Consider the following 15,742-nt stretch of genomic DNA (forward strand, 5'->3'; position numbering starts at 1 on the left):
GGCCCTGACAGCCATCACCCGCAGACCCCGCTATGTGGACAACAATTATCCACAAGGAAGGTCCGTGCGTGCCTGCCCGTTTGCGTTGCCACAGTAGGATTGAGCGCGTGACTAGCGAGCAGAACAAGACATTCGACCTCTCGGCCTCCTTCAAGGCGTATGACGTCCGTGGGATCGTGGGTGAATCCATTACGGCTGAAATCGTCGAGGCCGTCGGTGCTGCCTTCATCGACGTCCTCGGACTTGAAGGCCATACGGTCCTGGTCGGTGGCGACATGCGTCCGTCCTCCCCCGAGTTCAGCCAGGCATTCGCCAACGGTGCGGCCACGCGTGGCGCTGATGTCCTTTTGCTGGACCTTATTTCCACCGATGAGCTGTACTACGCGTGCGGCGCCTTGAACGCAGCAGGGGCAACGTTCACCGCCAGCCACAACCCTGCCGAGTACAACGGCATCAAAATGGCCAAGGCCGGCGCCCAACCCATTTCCTCGGAGTCCGGCCTGAAGGAAATCCAGGCCCTGGCCGAGCAATACCTGAACTCAGGCACCATCCCGGCCGCGGGCACCCGCGGTGAAATCGGCGTGCGCGATGTCTTGAAGGATTACTCGGAATACCTGCGCCAGTTGGTGGATCTCTCCGGTTCCCGTCCACTGAAAATGGTGGTGGACGCCGGCAACGGCATGGCCGGACTGACCACTCCCGCAGTCCTCGGCGACAAACTGCTCCCCGCCCTGCCGTTCGAGATCGTCCCGCTCTACTTCGAGTTGGACGGCTCCTTCCCCAACCACCCGGCCAACCCCTTGGAACCGGAAAACCTCCGGGACCTGCAGGCCGCCGTCATCAAACACGGCGCGGACATTGGCCTGGCGTTCGACGGCGACGCTGACCGCTGCTTTGTGATCGATGAGAAGGGTGAGTCCGTCTCCCCGTCTGCGATCACCGGAATGGTGGCCCGCCGGGAAATTGCCCGTGCACAAGCTGCGGGCGAAGAAACCCCTGTGATCATTCACAATTTGCTCACCTCCAAGGCCGTGCCCGAGCTTGTCGCCAAGGATGGCGGCCGTGCGGTACGGACCCGCGTGGGTCACTCCTTCATCAAAGCGGTCATGGCCGAGGAAGGTGCGGTCTTCGGCGGAGAGCACTCCGCCCACTTTTATTTCCGCGATTTCTGGAACGCTGACACCGGCATGCTTGCCGCCATGCACGTCCTGGCCGCCCTCGGCGAGCAGGACGGTCCGCTGTCCGAATTGGGCCGCCAGTACGAGCCCTACGTATCCTCCGGCGAGATCAACTCGGAGATCGAGGACAAAGCAGGCGCCGTGGAACGCGTTCGCGTCGACTTTGAAACCGAGGACGTCGAGATCGACCACATGGACGGCAGCACCTTCACGGCCAAGGATGGCAGCTGGTGGTTCAACCTGCGCCCATCCAACACCGAGCCCTTCCTCCGACTGAACGCAGAAGCCAAGGACCAGCCCACCATGGAGAAGATCCGCGACCGCGTGCTCGCACTGGTCCGGGCGTAGGTCTGTCATGAACCACCAGTCCACCAACGAGGGCGTCCCGGAGGAATCAGACCAGGATCGCGAACTCCGCGAAACCCTGGGCACTGCTTTGGGAACCGCCCAGGAGCACATCCAGCAAAATGGCGGCTTTTTCCCGTTCGGAATCACGATGTCCAATGATGGTGAACTCCGGATAGTGATGATTGCCCCCGGCGAGCCGGATGAAAACGGCGACGTCGATGCCGGCCAAATGCTGAATGATGTTCATGACCTGCTGCGCCAGGGCCGGGATGATTTCCGGGCCATAGCCGTGGTCAGTGACGTCAGCCTGCCCGACCATGGGTCAGACGGCATTCACGGCGCAGCCGAGCACCGGAACGGCGACGTCCTGGCGGCTATCATTCCCTACTCTCCTACCGCCGACGGTTTTGCCTTCAGCGCAATGGAACCTGATACACACGAGCCATCCATCTGGGTGGACTAGACCCTGACCGTTAGCCGGACCCTAGCCGGAAGTTGATGCCATGAAAATCAACGCGTTTGCAGATGTCAGCCTCCGGGCCATCATGGTGTTGGCCGCCGCTCCAGAAGGTGTGCTCCTGACCACCCAAGCGGTGGCAGACGCCGTGGGAACACCGTACAACCATGTCAGCAAAGCGATGGTCCGCTTGCGCGCACTGGGCTACATTGACGTTGAACGGGGACGCCTGGGCGGTTCCAGACTGAATGAAACCGGACGCAAGGCTACCGTTGGCGAAGTCTTGCGTCATTTGGACAGCAGGCAGGACCCGGCAGAGTGCCAATCCCCCACCAAGAGTTGTCCGCTCATCACGGAATGCGGCCTGCGCCACGCGATGAACCGGGCCAGGGAAGCCTTCTACCGCGAGTTGGACACCGTGGTCATTGCTTCGCTTCCCCACGCCCGCCAGATGAATCCGGTGTTCCATTCCATTGGGCTGCGTCCGGAATTCAGGTTGCCGGCTACCCAGCCTTAGGGCTCCCCAAAGCGCCTATCAGGGACCTCCCTCCCAGTTTGCACATCACTTCTACGAGGTGTAGAAATTGAGGTATCAATATAAGCATTTCAAATGCTTATATATTTTGGCCGGCAAGCCCTGCCCCTAACACCCAGGAGAACCATGCTCTCGGAAAAGTCCCGCCCCATCATCGAAGCAACCCTTCCCTTGGTGGGCTCACGGATCGGCGCGATCACCGTGGACTTCTACCAGCGGCTTTTCTCGGCGCACCCCCAGCTGCTTGACGGCCTCTTCAGCCGTTCCAACCAGCGTTCAGGTGACCAGCAACGGGCACTGGCCGGAAGCATCGCAGCTTTCGCCACCCACCTGGTCAACAACCCAGGCACCCTTCCGGAGAAAGTCCTGTCCAGGATCGCGCACAAGCATGCCTCCCTCGGAATCACCGAAGAGCAGTATGACGTGGTCTACGAGCACTTGTTCGCCGCGATCGCCGCAGACCTGGCAGAGGTCATCACGCCCGGGATCGCTGAGGCCTGGACTGAGGTCTATTGGCTCATGGCTGACGCGCTGATCAAGCTGGAAAAGGACCTCTACGCCTCGCAGGCAAACAGCAAAATGTGGATGCCCTGGCGTGTTACGGCCAAGGAACCGGCAGGCACCGACGCCATGACCTTCACTCTGGAACCGGCCGATGACACCCCGGTCACCCCTGCGGTTCCCGGTCAGTACATCAGCGTCAAGGTCCGCCTCAGTGACGGGCTCCGTCAGGTGCGCCAGTATTCGCTGTCCGGCGACTCGGGCACCAGCCGGACCTTCACTACCAAACTGAACGACGGCGGTGAGGTATCCACGGCCCTGCACGCCGGCGTCGAACCTGGCGACATTCTGGAAATCTCCAACCCTTACGGCGAAATCACCCTCAAAGAGGGAGCGGGACCGGTCATTCTCGCCTCGGCAGGCATCGGTTGCACCCCGACGGCGTCCATCCTGCGTTCACTCGCCGAGGCTGGAACGGACCGGCAGGTCCTGGTCCTCCACGCCGAGAAGGCCATGGACAACTGGGCACTCAGCGGGCAAATGACGGCAGACGCCGCGGCAATCGACGCAGACCTGAAACTTTGGCTGGAAACTCCGCATGCCGCGGCCACGCAGGGTTTCATGTCACTGCGGGAAGTTGACGTCCCTGCCGATGCCTCGTTGTACCTCTGCGGACCGCTTCCCTTCATGAAGAAGATCCGCGACGAAGCCATTGAGGCTGGAATTCCGGCCACGCGGATCCACTACGAGGTCTTTGGCCCGGACGTTTGGCTCGCCAACTAGGTCTGGCTCGCAAGCACACTGGCCAGGGATCGGAAACGACGGCGGCCCGCCACCTTCCAACGGAAGGTGACGGGCCGTCGTCGTTCACTTAAGAACGCCGTTGTTCCTAAGAGGTCTAGCCCAGACGGGTCTTGAGACCGTCCAGTTCGGACTGAAGCGCCGCCGGGAGGGACTCGCCAAAGTTGGCGAACCATTCCTCGATGGACGCCAGTTCGGTTGCCCATTCCTCCGGGTCCACGCGCACAGCCGATTCAACCTCAGCCGGTGTCATGTCCAGGCCCTCGAGGTCGATTGATTCGCCGGTCGGAACAAAGCCGATCGGGGTCTCAATGGCGTCGGCCTTGCCTTCAAGGCGCTCGATGGCCCACTTGAGCACACGGGCGTTGTCCCCGAAGCCAGGCCAGGCGAAGCCGCCTTCAGCCGTGCGGCGGAACCAGTTGACCAGGAAGATCTTGGGCAGGCGCTCGGGGTTTGCCTTCGCGGACAGGTTTACCCAGTGGTTCAGGTAGTCCCCTGCGTCGTAGCCGATGAACGGAAGCATGGCCATGGGGTCGCGGCGGACCACGCCTACGGCGCCGGCGGCAGCAGCGGTGGTCTCGGAGGACAGGGTGGAACCCATGAAGATGCCGTTTGACCAGTCGCGGGCTTCGGTGACCAGCGGGATGGTGGTCTTGCGTCGGCCGCCGAACAGGATCGCGGAGAGCTCCACGCCTTCCGGGCTGAAGTATTCCTCTGCCAGCATGTCGATCTGGTCGATCGGCGTGCAGAAACGGGAGTTCGGGTGGGCCGCCGGGGAGTCGGAGTCCGGAGTCCAGGACTCACCACGCCAGTCGGTCAGGTGTGCCGGAGTTTCCTCCGTCATGCCTTCCCACCACACGCCACCGTCGTCGGTCAGCGCCACGTTGGTGAAGATGCTGTTGCCCTTGGCAATAGCGCGCATGGCGTTGGGGTTGGTGCCCCAGCCGGTGCCCGGCGCAACGCCGAACAGGCCTGCCTCGGGGTTGACGGCGCGGAGTTCGCCTTCCTTGCCGAAGCGCATCCAGGTGATGTCATCGCCAAGGGTCTCAACTTTCCAGCCCTTGATGGTGGGGTCGAGCAACGCGAGGTTGGTCTTGCCGCAGGCGGAGGGGAAGGCCGCAGAAACGTAGTACGTCTTCTGCTCCGGGGAGGTCAGCTTGAGGATGAGCATGTGCTCGGCCAGCCAGCCTTCATCGCGGGCCATGACCGAAGCGATGCGCAGTGCGTAGCACTTCTTGCCCAGGAGGGCGTTTCCGCCGTAGCCGGAGCCGAAGGACCAGATGGAGCGCTCTTCGGGGAAGTGCACAATCCATTTGTCCGTGTTGCAGGGCCATGCGACGTCGGCCTGTCCGGCTTCCAGGGGTGCGCCCAGCGAGTGGAGGGCGGGGACAAAGAAAGCGTCGGTCTGGGTGATGCGGTCCAGGACGTCGGTTCCGATGCGGGCCATGATGCGCATGGAGGCAACAACGTAGGCGGAGTCGGTGATCTCGACGCCAAACTTGGGATCTTCGGCATCAAGGTGGCCCATGACGAACGGAATGACGTACATGGTGCGCCCACGCATGGAGCCGGCGAACAGGCCGCGCAGCTTCTGCTTCATCTCGGCCGGGGCCATCCAGTTGTTGGTGAAGCCTGCGTCGCGTTCGTTCTCGGAGCAGATGAAGGTCTGCTCTTCCACACGGGCGACGTCGGCCGGGTCCGAGAACGCCGCGAAGGAGTTCGGGAACGTTTCCGGGTTGAGCCTCTTCAGCGTGCCGGCCTCAACCAGCTCGTCCGTGAGTTTCTTGTTTTCTGCTTCGCTGCCATCGACCCAGTGGATGCGGTCCGGCTGAGTCAGCTCGGCAACTTCCTCAACCCAGGCCAGCAGGCGTGCATGCGTAGTAGGTGCCTTCTCAAGCAGCGGCAGTCGCGCCAGATCGCCCATTGCGGTTCCCTTCCTCGGGTTCAGTGGTGTGTCCTAAACGATAGGGGCCGCGGACCAGACCAATCCGCTGTCAGACATCGGACATCCAAAGCCCGCAAAAGCAAAAACCGCTAGAAATAAGGGGTTGGCATCCCAGAGGAGTGAATTTAAGTGACTAAGGTCACGTAGACCGGTCTAGTTGCGCAGATTACAGCTTTTCGATTTGGAACTTCTCATGAACTTCTGTAAAGTTTATTGAGGTTCGAGGGGGTCAGAGAAACAGACCGCCGAGAATCACACGAAATGCGCCCATAGCTCAGCTGGATAGAGCGTCTGTCTACGGAACAGAAGGTCAGGGGTTCGAATCCCTTTGGGCGCACAGTTGAAGACCCGCACCGGTTCGCCGGTGCGGGTCTTTTTTCATGCCCGGCGAGCCCAATTACGTAACAGCAGATGCTCTATTGAGCGCTCATAACGACATGTGCTGTTACTTGGTTGGGTGGGCGCGGCGGCAGGTGACCCGCGCTCAGAACGGAAAGGGCCGCCGTCGTACTTTTCAAGAAGTACGACGGCGGCCCTTGCGTTAAGTGCCCAACGCTTAGTCGGCGACGGCCTCGCTGATCCGGCGGCGGATCCCATCGAAGTGGCGGTTGAGCAGCTCGGAGGCCAGGACCTTGTCCCCCGCGGCTACGGCGGCATAAATTCCCCGGTGCATCGCGGCAGTCTTCACCAAGTCCTCGTTGCCCGGGCCGATTTCCACGTGGATCTTCCGGTAGACCTTCCAGAAGACGCCCATGAGGTTGATCAGGAGTTCGTTGTTAAGGGGTTCGAAGAGCCGGCGATGGAACTCGGCGTCCGCAGCAACAAAGTTTTCGCCGGCAGCGGCGAGCTCTTCCATCTGCTTGACGGCTTCTTCGATGGAAGCGAGCTGCTCCTTGGTCATGACGTCAATGGAGGATCCAATCAGGCCGGACTCCAACGCCTGGCGGACATCCACCAACTGCAGGGCCTCCAAGCCCTGGTGCCGCAACGACAGCCGGCCGCGGAATGTCAGGCCATCGGCAAGGGCGTCGAAGTTGCTCGGTGCAACGAACATGCCAAAGCCGTGCCGGATTTCGATGACGCCCAAGGCCTGGAGTACTTTGAGCGACTCTCGCAGGGTATTGCGCCCCACTCCCAGCGCGCCGGAAAGCTCGCTTTCGGTTGGCAATGGATCGCCTGCCTCGAGCTCGCGCTCAAGGATCAATTCCATAATGTCCGACTGCAGGGCGCGCAGCCGGGCCTGTGCACTGAACCGCGCCTGCGGAACCACACCGGAAGTTGTCATGGCTTTCTCCTTGCCGATGCACCTGCTTCGATAACCCGGCGGAGACCGGTCCTTATGCATGTGCGGTGTTAATATTGAGGCGAGCCTAGTGCCCACCCAAGAATGAGTGACTCGCAACATACAATATCGGATGTCCCACCTCCGGCATAGCTATGTACGGTGAAGTCGCTGGGATTTCCCGCCAGGACCGGCCGCAGCCGGCACACCGTCAGCGCGCAACGGCATCTCAAACGCTCCTTCTCACTTGACGTTCCCTTGTGACCGCCCTTACAGTTTCCATACGAGCATCGGACGTCCTACATCCGATAACCCACGAAACGCGATTGGTGAGGCACCCTATGAGCAAGACGATCCAAAGCCTGCCGCTGGTCAACGACGCCAGCCGCCGGAACTTCCTGAAGATAAGCGGCGCAGTTGGTGCAGCAGCCGCCTTCACGGCAACACTCTCTGCGTGCGGCGGCGCTGCCAGCACCACAACCGGAACCGCTGCCAACACTGCCGCAGTCAACAAGGACCTCACCATTGAGGCCGGCATCTCCTACGCCTTGTCCACCGGTTTCGATCCCCTGAGTTCCTCGGGTGCCACCCCGATGGCAGCAAACCTGCACATCTTCGAAGGCCTGATTGAGCTCCACCCGGCCACACGCCAGCCCTACAACGCCTTGGCTGCCACGGATCCCAAGAAGGTCAACGACACCACTTACCAGGTAACCATTCGCGATGGGGCCAAGTTCCATGACGGCTCCCCCGTCACCACCGAGGATGTCGCGTTCTCCTTCACCCGCGTGATGGATCCGGCCAACAAGTCCTTGTTCTCCCAGTTCATCCCCTTCATCCAGGACGTCAAGCCACTGGATGCAAAGACCGTGGAGTTCACCCTGAAGTACGCCTTCCCCGGTTTCGGCCCCCGCATCTCCGTGGTGAAGATTGTGCCCAAGGCACTCGCTACGGACCTGAAGGCCTTTGACGCTTCACCCATCGGCTCCGGTCCCTACAAACTGGTCTCCGCCGTCAAGGACGACAAGATCGTCTTCGAAGCTTTCGCCGACTACAACGGCCCCAAGCCCGCACTGGCCAAGGGCATGACCTGGCTGCTGCTTTCAGATGCAGCAGCCCGCGTCACCGCTGTACAGTCCGGCCGGGTCCAGGCAATCGAAGACGTTCCCTATCTGGATGTCGACGGGCTGAAGTCCAAGGTCAAGGTGGAATCGGTCCAGTCCTTCGGCCTGTTGTTCCTCATGTTCAACTGTGCAAAGGCACCGTTCGACAACAAGCTTGTCCGCCAGGCCCTGCACTACGGCCTGGACAAGGAAGCCATCATCAAGAAAGCACTGTTCGGCAACGCAAAAGCCGCTACTTCCTACTTCCAGGAAGGCCACCCGGACTACGTCAAGGCCAAGAACGTTTACGGCTTCGATACCTCCAAGGCTGAGGAACTGCTGAAGCAGGCCGGCGTTACCAGCCTCGAGTTCGAGCTCCTCACCACGGACACCGCCTGGGTCAAGGACGTTGCACCCCTGATCCTCGAATCCTGGAACAAGATCCCGGGCGTCAAGGTCACCGTCAAGAGCCTTCAGTCCGGAGCCTTGTACAGCGACCGTGTTGGCAAGGGCGATTACTCGGTTGTCGCAGCCCCCGGCGATCCGTCCGTGTTTGGCAATGATGCAGACCTCCTCCTGAGCTGGTTCTACTCAGGTGCAACCTGGATGGACAAGCGTGCCTTCTGGACAACCCCCGAACGCGCCAAGCTGCAGGAACTCATGAACAAGGGCTCCCAGGCTTCGGGCGAAGAGGCGAAGAAGATCGTTGGCGAAATCGTGGACATGGTCTCGGACGAAGTCCCCCTGTACCCGATCTTCCACCGCCAGCTGCCCAGCGCCTGGGACGAGAAGAAGCTCAACGGCTTCAAGCCGCTGCCCACCACCGGCTTGTCCTTCGTCGACGTCGGACGAACCGCCTAAGCACCCTTCGAGTTGCGGGGCCCGCTCTGCGGCGTAAATCCCCCGAATAACCCGCAGAGCGGGCCCCGCAACCAGCAGCACCCCAACCAACCGGAGAACAAATTGGTCACGATATTGCGTTTGCTTGGCCGCAGACTCGCAGCACTGCCATTGATGATCCTGGGCATTACGTTGCTCGTCTTCCTCGTCCTGCAGGCCGCTCCCGGCGATCAGGCAAGCTCCGCCCTCGGTGACGGCGCCAGCGAAGAAGCGAAGCAACAGTACCGCCAGGACAATGGCCTGAACGATCCCCTGGTCCTGCAGTACTTCCGCTTCCTCGGAAAGCTCCTGCAGTTCGACCTCGGCGTTACCACCCCGCCGGCAAAGTCGGTGGCCTCCATGATCGGCTCGGCGTTCCCCCTGACGCTGCAGCTCACGTTCCTGGGTGTCCTGATCGCGATCGTGCTCTCGCTCGCGTTCGGCATCCTCGGCGCCCTATACCGCGACAAGTGGCAGGACCAGTTGGTCCGTGTCTTCTCCATCGCCGCGATCGCCACGCCATCGTTCTGGCTGGGCATCCTGCTCATCCAGTGGTTCGCGCTCGGTGAGAACCCGATGTTCCCCTCAGGCGGAATTGCGACGCCGGAATCCGGCTTCGGCGGTTGGCTCAACTCCATGGCCCTCCCGGCGCTTGCGCTCGGCATCCCCGTCTCGGCGTCGCTGATCCGTGTGGTCCGTACCTCCATGGTGGAAGAACTGGACCGCGACTACGTCCGCACCGCCATCGGCAACGGTGTCCCCTACCGCGAGGTTGTCTCCAAGAACGTCCTCCGCAACGCACTCGTCACCCCGGTGACCGTACTGGGACTGCGCGTGGGCTACCTGCTGGGCGGCGCCGTCGTGATTGAAATGATTTTCGCCCTCCCTGGCATGGGCCAGCTGATCCTCAACGGCATCACCAACCTGGACGTCAACCTGGTCCAGGGCGTGGTGCTCACCATCTCGGTCACCTTCGTTCTGGTGAACATCGTGGTGGACCTTCTCTACCTGCTCATCAACCCCCGAATCAGGACGGTATAGCTCATGCGCAGCAAGCTCGCAGAACGGCTGAGTGCCCCGGGCATTCGCTTCAAAGCCCTGCCCTGGGGTTCCCGTATCGCCCTGCTCTTCCTCATCGTGATTGTCCTGGCGGCCATTTTCGCCCCGGTCATTGCCCCGCACGATCCCTTGGAGACCTTCATCCCGGCCACACCGCCGGGCGCTGAACACTTCTTCGGCACTGACCGTTTGGGCCGGGATATCTTCTCCCGCCTCCTTTTCGGCGCACAGTCGTCGTTGATGATCGGCCTCGGCGCCGTGGCTTTGGCCATCCTGGCCGGCGCGCTCCTTGGCTCCTTCGCCGCAACGTCCAGCAAGTCCGTGAACGAGATCATCATGCGGCTCATGGACATCCTCATGGCATTCCCCGGCATCGCGCTGGCTGCCGTGCTGCTGGCGGCGTTCGGCAACTCGGTGCCCACCATCATCATCGCGATTGCCATCATCTACACACCCCAACTGGCCCGCGTGGTCCGCGCCAACGTGCTGGCACAGTACGGCGAAGACTACGTCCGCGCCGAGCGCGTGATCGGTGCAGGCCGTTTCTACATCCTGGTCAAGCACATCGTCCGCAACACCGCCGCTCCGGTGCTGGTGTTCGCTACCGTGATGGTCGCCGACGCCATCATCCTCGAAGCCTCACTCTCCTTCCTGGGTGCCGGAGTGCAGGACCCTGCGCCGTCATGGGGCAACGTGATTTCCTACGGCCGCAACCTGGTCCTGTCCGGTGGATGGTGGGCGACCACGTTCGCGGGCCTGACCATCCTGTTGACCGTGCTGTCCCTTAACATCCTGGCCGAGGGCCTCACCGACGCCATGGTCAACCCGAAGCTGCGACGCGCCCCGGCCGTCAAGGACGACGACGGCGCGTCAGCCGCCGTTGCTGTCGACGCCGAAGTGGCAACCTCCGTGGCCCAGCCCTCCGTAGTGGAGGAACACGAGCTCGACGGCGTCCGTGCGGCTTCCGGCGACGCCGTCACCTCGGATGCAGGCACCTCAGCCCTCCTCACCGACGTGAAGGTGGCCGCCGCCAACCCGCACCTCCTCCTGGACCGCGAACTGGAACTGTTGGCCGCCATCGAAGCCAAACGCGCCGACAGGCTCCCGCAGGTTTCCCCTGACGCCCGCAACGTCCTCGAGGTGAAGAACCTCTCCATTCGCTTCCCGGGCCGTTTCGGCGACATTGCGATCGTGGACAACGTCTCCTTTACAGTCCGCGAAGGCGAAACCATGGGCCTGGTGGGCGAGTCAGGTTGTGGCAAGTCGATCACCTCGTTGGCTGTCATGGGCCTGCTGCCCAAGACAGCCCAGGTCACCGGATCCATCACGTTCGATGGCAAGGAACTCCTGGACTCCAGCACCAAGCACAGCAGTCCCAAGGCCTACGAGGGCCTCCGCGGCGAGCAGATTGCCATGGTCTACCAGGACGCGTTGAGCTCCCTGAACCCGTCCATGAAGATCAAAGACCAGATGCAGCAGCTCACCAGGCGTGGCGGCCGCAAGACGCCCGCAGAGCTGCTGGAGATGGTGAAACTGGATCCCGTCCGGACCCTCGCCAGCTACCCGCACGAGCTCTCCGGTGGCCAGCGCCAACGTGTGTTGATCGCCATGGCCCTCTCCCGCTCGCCCAGGATTGTGGTGGCCGATGAGCCCACCACTGCGTTGGACGTCACAGTCCAGAAGCAGGTGGTGGACCTCCTCAACGAACTCCGGGAGCAGCTCGGATTCGCCATGGTATTCGTCAGCCACGACCTCGCCCTGGTGGCTTCCCTCGCCCACCGGATCACCGTGATGTACGCCGGCCAGGTGGTGGAATCCGCACAGGCATCCGAGCTCCTGCAGAACCCCAAGCATGAGTACACCCGCGGCTTGCTCGGCGCTGTGCTCTCCATCGAGGCCGACGCCGTCCGGCTCCATCAGATCCCCGGCACGGTTCCCTCGCCCCGGGACTTCGCCACGGGCGACCGCTTCGCGGCCCGCTCGCTGAGGCCCGACGCCGATCCCCACCAGCCACTGGTCCTCACCAAGGTTTCTTCGGTTGACACCGTCAACGGCGGCGATGCCGACCACTACTGGGCAAGCCACTTGAAGGAGGACGCGAAATGAGCCTCTCAATCCAGCAAGACCCTAAGCCGGTCATCGAACTCAAAAGCGTCAAGGTCTACCACCGCGCACGGACCGGTGGGCTGTTCCGTCCGAACATCGTCAAAGCCGTGGACGGCGTGGACTTCACCATCAGCCGTGGCGAAACCGTGGGCATCGTGGGTGAGTCCGGCTGCGGCAAGTCCACGCTCGCTTCAGTGCTTGTGGGACTCCAGCCGCCGACGTCGGGCGAGGTCTTGTTCCACGGAAAGCCAGCCATCAAGCGGAACGCGGCCATGCGCAAGGAATTCGGCCGCTCGGTTTCGGTGGTGTTCCAGGACCCTGCAACGGCACTGAACCCGCGCATGACCATCCAGGACATCCTCACCGATCCCCTGCAGATCCACGGCATCGGCAACGCGGCCTCCCGCGCTGCCAAGGTCAAGGAACTGTTGGCGCTGGTTGGCTTGCCGGAATCGGCAGCCGAGGTGACGCCGTCGCAGGTCTCTGGTGGTCAACGCCAGCGTGTGGCGATCGCCAGGGCGCTGGCTTTGGACCCGGACATCATCGTGGCGGACGAGCCGACGTCGGCCCTGGACGTTTCGGTCCGCGCGCAGGTCCTGAACCTGCTGTCCGACCTGAAGAAGCAGCTGAACCTGGGCATGGTTTTCATTTCCCATGACATCCAGACCGTCCGCTATGTCTCGGACCGCATCTGCGTCATGTACTTCGGCAAGATCGTGGAGCAAGGCACAGCCAGCCAGGTCTTCGACAACCCGAGCAACGACTACACCAAGAAGCTGCTGGGCGCCGCGCCGAGCCTGCTCCACATCTAGTTTTTCCCTTCACAAGCTACAAACAACGGAGAATTCTGTGTCCACTCAGTTCCAGGGCGTCATCCCCCCGGTCATCACCCCCCGCCACGCCGACGGCAGCATCGACACCGCGTCGCTGAAGAACGTCACCAAACACCTGATCGACGGCGGTGTGTCCGGACTTTTCGTCCTCGGCTCCTCCGGCGAAGTGCCCTACCTGACCAACGACGAGCGTGAGCTGGTGGTCTCCACCATCGCCGATGCCAACGCAGGAGCCGTCCCCCTGATCGTGGGGGCCAACGAGCAAACCACCCACCGCGTGATCGAAGAAGCGCGGAAGGTAGTGGACCTGGGCGCCGACGCGATCGTTGTCACGTCCATGTACTACGCGATCGGCAATGCCGCGGAAACCGAGACCCACTTCCGCAGCATCCATGCCGCCATCGACAAGCCGATCTTCGCTTACGACGTCCCGGTCCGCACACACTTCAAGCTGCCCACCGAGCTCTTGGTCCGCCTCGGCCGCGATGGAGTCATTGCCGGCGTCAAGGACTCCTCCGGGGACGACGTCTCCTTCCGCCAGCTCCTGCTCGCGGCGAAAGACATCCCCAACTTCGACATCTTCACAGGCCACGAAGTAGTAGTGGACGGCGCCCTCCTGGGCGGTGCGCAGGGCGTTGTTCCAGGCCTTGGCAACGTTGATCCGGCCGGTTACCGTCGGCTGTTCGACGCCGCCCAGGCCGGTGACTGGACTCTTGCTGCAAGGGAACAGGACCGCTTGGCCGATGTCTTCGAGATCGTTTACACCCCCAACGGCCGTGTCTCCGGAGGTGCTGCAGGCTTGGGCGCTTTCAAGACCGCTTTGCAGGTAATGGGCGTCATCGAGTCCAACACCATGAGCTCGCCGATGCTGTCTTTGAATGATGCTGAGACTGCCGCGATTCGCGAAATCCTGGAGCGGAACGGGCTGGTCTAGGTTTCAATGACCGCTCCCCTGACCCAAGCCGCCCACGTGATCGGCGTTGACCTCGGCGGCACCAAAACCGCCGCCGGGGTTGTTTCCCCTTCCGGCGACGTGCTCATCTCGGAGACCATTCCGACGTTGAACCGGGCCGGTGGCGAAGCCATCCTCGACGCCACCGCTGCGCTGATCACGGGCTTGGCGGAGCGCGCTGCCGACGCCGGAATTTCGGTTTCCAGCGTCGGCGTCGGCTCCGCGGGGGTTATTGACGCTTCTTCCGGGGTTGTTGTGTCAGCGACCGACGCGATTCATGGCTGGGCCGGGACTGCACTTGTCTCCGGGCTGTGTTCCCGGCTTGCCCTGCCGGCCGCCGCGGTGCGGGCCGTCAACGATGTCCATGCGCACGCGTTGGGTGAAGCCTGGCTGGGCGCGGCCGCTGGTTCCTCCAGCTCACTCATGGTGGCATTCGGTACGGGCGTAGGCGGAAGCTTTGTGGTGGACGGCGCTCCCGTTTTGGGGCACCGGTTTGTGGGCGGGCATGTTGGACATTTCGCTTCCCCTTATGCCTGCGCTGACGGTGCTCCCTTGCCGTGCGTCTGCGGTGCTTCCGGGCACGTTGAGGCCATTGCTTCCGGCCCTGCCTTGTATCAGGCCTACCTTCGCTTTGGCGGTTCGTCCCTGGACGCAGCCGACACGCGGGGCGTGTTTGCGCTGGCGGCTTCGGCCTCAGACACGCACGACGACGGTGCTGCCGCAGCGTCCGCGGACAGCCGCGCCGCCGCTTTGCGTGCCATCGAGGTTGGCGCAGCAGCGGCAGGCCAAGCCGTGGGCGGACTTATCAACATCCTTGATCCCGAAACCGTGGTGGTCTCCGGTGGTTTGGCCGATGCCGGCGACCCCTGGTGGAAGCCCATGGAGTCTGCCCTGCGTTTGGAACTACTTGCACCCCTGGCTGCGGTGCCCGTCATCCGGGCAACCCTTGGCAACACCGCCGCCATTGTTGGCGCCGCGAAACTCGTCCTTGAAATAAGGGAAACATCATGATCCTCACGCCCGAAGGCCTCGAAGCCCTCCGTTCCCAGCTGATCGTCTCTTGCCAGGCGTACCCCGGAGAGCCCATGCGCGATCCCCGGACCACGGCGCAAGTGGCGGCATCAGCGGTCATCGGCGGCGCGGCGGCGATCCGCGTCCAAGGGTTGGCCGACGTACAGTTCACGCGCACCGCCGTCGAGGTCCCTGTTATTGGCCTTTGGAAAGACGGTCACGACGGCGTTTTCATCACCCCGACGCTTCGGCATGCCTTTGCCGTTGCGAACGCCGGGGCCCATGTTGTTGCGATTGATGGAACCCGGCGTCCCCGGCCGGATGGGCTGTCCCTTGCCGATACCGTGGCGGGTATCCACGCAGGATCACACGCGCTGGTCATGGCTGATTGTGGCTCGTTTGACGATGCCGTGGCAGCCGTCGAGGCCGGGGCTGACTTGATCGGCACCACGTTGTCCGGCTACACCGGCGAGCGCCCCAAGACGGACGGCCCGGATGTGGAGCTGTTGGAGCAGATTGCTTCTGCTGGGTTGGACAAGCCGCTCATCGCTGAGGGCCGGATCCACACCCCTGCCCACGCACGGCAAGCCCTGGACGCCGGAGCATTCGCGGTGGTGGTTGGTACAGCGATCACCCACCCGGCGAGCATCACGGGCTGGTTCAAGGGTGCGATGCAGGCTTAACCCCTCGCGTTGCCCCTCGCGTTGCGCGGCCCGCTCTGCGCCCTAAAAGGCATGCGAAGCCCGCAAAGC

13 protein-coding genes and 1 tRNA gene are annotated in these 15,742 nt (G+C 62.6%); 12 read left to right on the top strand and 2 right to left on the bottom strand.

Annotation, left to right across the window (positions count from 1 at the left end; all coding sequences use genetic code 11):
• Positions 1-107 precede the first annotated feature (107 nt).
• The 4 genes from BLQ01_RS16105 (at position 108) to BLQ01_RS16120 (ending at position 3,802) form a co-directional block, all read left to right on the top strand.
• Positions 108-1,526 carry a phosphomannomutase/phosphoglucomutase gene (locus BLQ01_RS16105; RefSeq protein ID WP_091552849.1) on the top strand — a complete coding sequence of 473 codons (1,419 nt, stop codon included), beginning with the start codon at positions 108-110 and terminating at the stop codon, positions 1,524-1,526.
• Between the two features lie 7 nt (positions 1,527-1,533).
• Complete coding sequence (locus BLQ01_RS16110) at positions 1,534-1,989, top strand: hypothetical protein (RefSeq protein ID WP_026542200.1); 456 nt, start codon at positions 1,534-1,536, stop codon at positions 1,987-1,989.
• Positions 1,990-2,029: 40 nt separating this feature from the next.
• Positions 2,030-2,500 carry an RrF2 family transcriptional regulator gene (locus tag BLQ01_RS16115; protein WP_026542201.1) on the top strand — a complete coding sequence of 157 codons (471 nt, stop codon included), beginning with the start codon at positions 2,030-2,032 and terminating at the stop codon, positions 2,498-2,500.
• A gap of 144 nt (positions 2,501-2,644) precedes the next feature.
• On the top strand, positions 2,645-3,802 hold the full coding sequence (locus tag BLQ01_RS16120) for a globin domain-containing protein (protein ID WP_091552850.1): 1,158 nt from the start codon (positions 2,645-2,647) through the stop codon (positions 3,800-3,802).
• Positions 3,803-3,917: 115 nt separating this feature from the next.
• Here the strand turns inward: BLQ01_RS16120 and BLQ01_RS16125 are convergent, their stop codons facing one another.
• Positions 3,918-5,744: a phosphoenolpyruvate carboxykinase (GTP) gene (locus BLQ01_RS16125; protein ID WP_026542203.1), complete on the bottom strand. Its 1,827-nt coding sequence runs from the start codon at positions 5,742-5,744 to the stop codon at positions 3,918-3,920.
• 284 nt (positions 5,745-6,028) lie between these two features.
• On the opposite strand from BLQ01_RS16125, the gene BLQ01_RS16130 reads away from it, so the two are divergent.
• Positions 6,029-6,102, top strand: a tRNA-Arg gene (locus tag BLQ01_RS16130).
• 219 nt (positions 6,103-6,321) lie between these two features.
• Here the strand turns inward: BLQ01_RS16130 and BLQ01_RS16135 are convergent.
• On the bottom strand, positions 6,322-7,050 hold the full coding sequence (locus BLQ01_RS16135; RefSeq protein ID WP_026542204.1) for a FadR/GntR family transcriptional regulator: 729 nt from the start codon (positions 7,048-7,050) through the stop codon (positions 6,322-6,324).
• Between the two features lie 338 nt (positions 7,051-7,388).
• Between BLQ01_RS16135 and BLQ01_RS16140 the strand changes: the two genes are divergently transcribed.
• The 7 genes from BLQ01_RS16140 to BLQ01_RS16170 all read left to right on the top strand — a co-directional run bounded on the left by BLQ01_RS16140 (position 7,389) and on the right by BLQ01_RS16170 (position 15,673).
• Entirely contained in the window at positions 7,389-9,011 is a 1,623-nt protein-coding gene (locus tag BLQ01_RS16140; protein WP_026542205.1) for an ABC transporter substrate-binding protein, read from the top strand.
• A gap of 102 nt (positions 9,012-9,113) precedes the next feature.
• A complete protein-coding gene (locus BLQ01_RS16145) occupies positions 9,114-10,070 on the top strand; it encodes an ABC transporter permease (protein WP_024819607.1) in 957 nt (318 codons plus the stop codon).
• 3 nt (positions 10,071-10,073) lie between these two features.
• The gene (locus BLQ01_RS16150; RefSeq protein WP_091552852.1) at positions 10,074-12,194 is read left to right on the top strand and encodes a dipeptide/oligopeptide/nickel ABC transporter permease/ATP-binding protein; all 2,121 of its coding nucleotides are present in this window, start codon (positions 10,074-10,076) and stop codon (positions 12,192-12,194) included.
• Entirely contained in the window at positions 12,191-13,006 is an 816-nt protein-coding gene (locus BLQ01_RS16155; protein WP_091552853.1) for an ABC transporter ATP-binding protein, read from the top strand. The genes BLQ01_RS16150 and BLQ01_RS16155 overlap by 4 nt, the downstream gene beginning before the upstream one ends.
• A 37-nt stretch (positions 13,007-13,043) precedes the next feature.
• On the top strand, positions 13,044-13,961 hold the full coding sequence (locus tag BLQ01_RS16160; RefSeq protein WP_091552854.1) for a dihydrodipicolinate synthase family protein: 918 nt from the start codon (positions 13,044-13,046) through the stop codon (positions 13,959-13,961).
• A gap of 6 nt (positions 13,962-13,967) precedes the next feature.
• Complete coding sequence (locus BLQ01_RS16165) at positions 13,968-14,990, top strand: ROK family protein (protein WP_091552856.1); 1,023 nt, start codon at positions 13,968-13,970, stop codon at positions 14,988-14,990.
• Entirely contained in the window at positions 14,987-15,673 is a 687-nt protein-coding gene (locus BLQ01_RS16170) for an N-acetylmannosamine-6-phosphate 2-epimerase (protein WP_091552858.1), read from the top strand. The genes BLQ01_RS16165 and BLQ01_RS16170 overlap by 4 nt, the downstream gene beginning before the upstream one ends.
• The last annotated feature ends 69 nt before the right edge of the window (positions 15,674-15,742 follow it).

Origin of the sequence: Arthrobacter sp. UNCCL28, assembly GCF_900102805.1 — a bacterium.
In the GTDB taxonomy this organism is placed as follows: domain Bacteria; phylum Actinomycetota; class Actinomycetes; order Actinomycetales; family Micrococcaceae; genus Arthrobacter; species Arthrobacter nicotinovorans_A.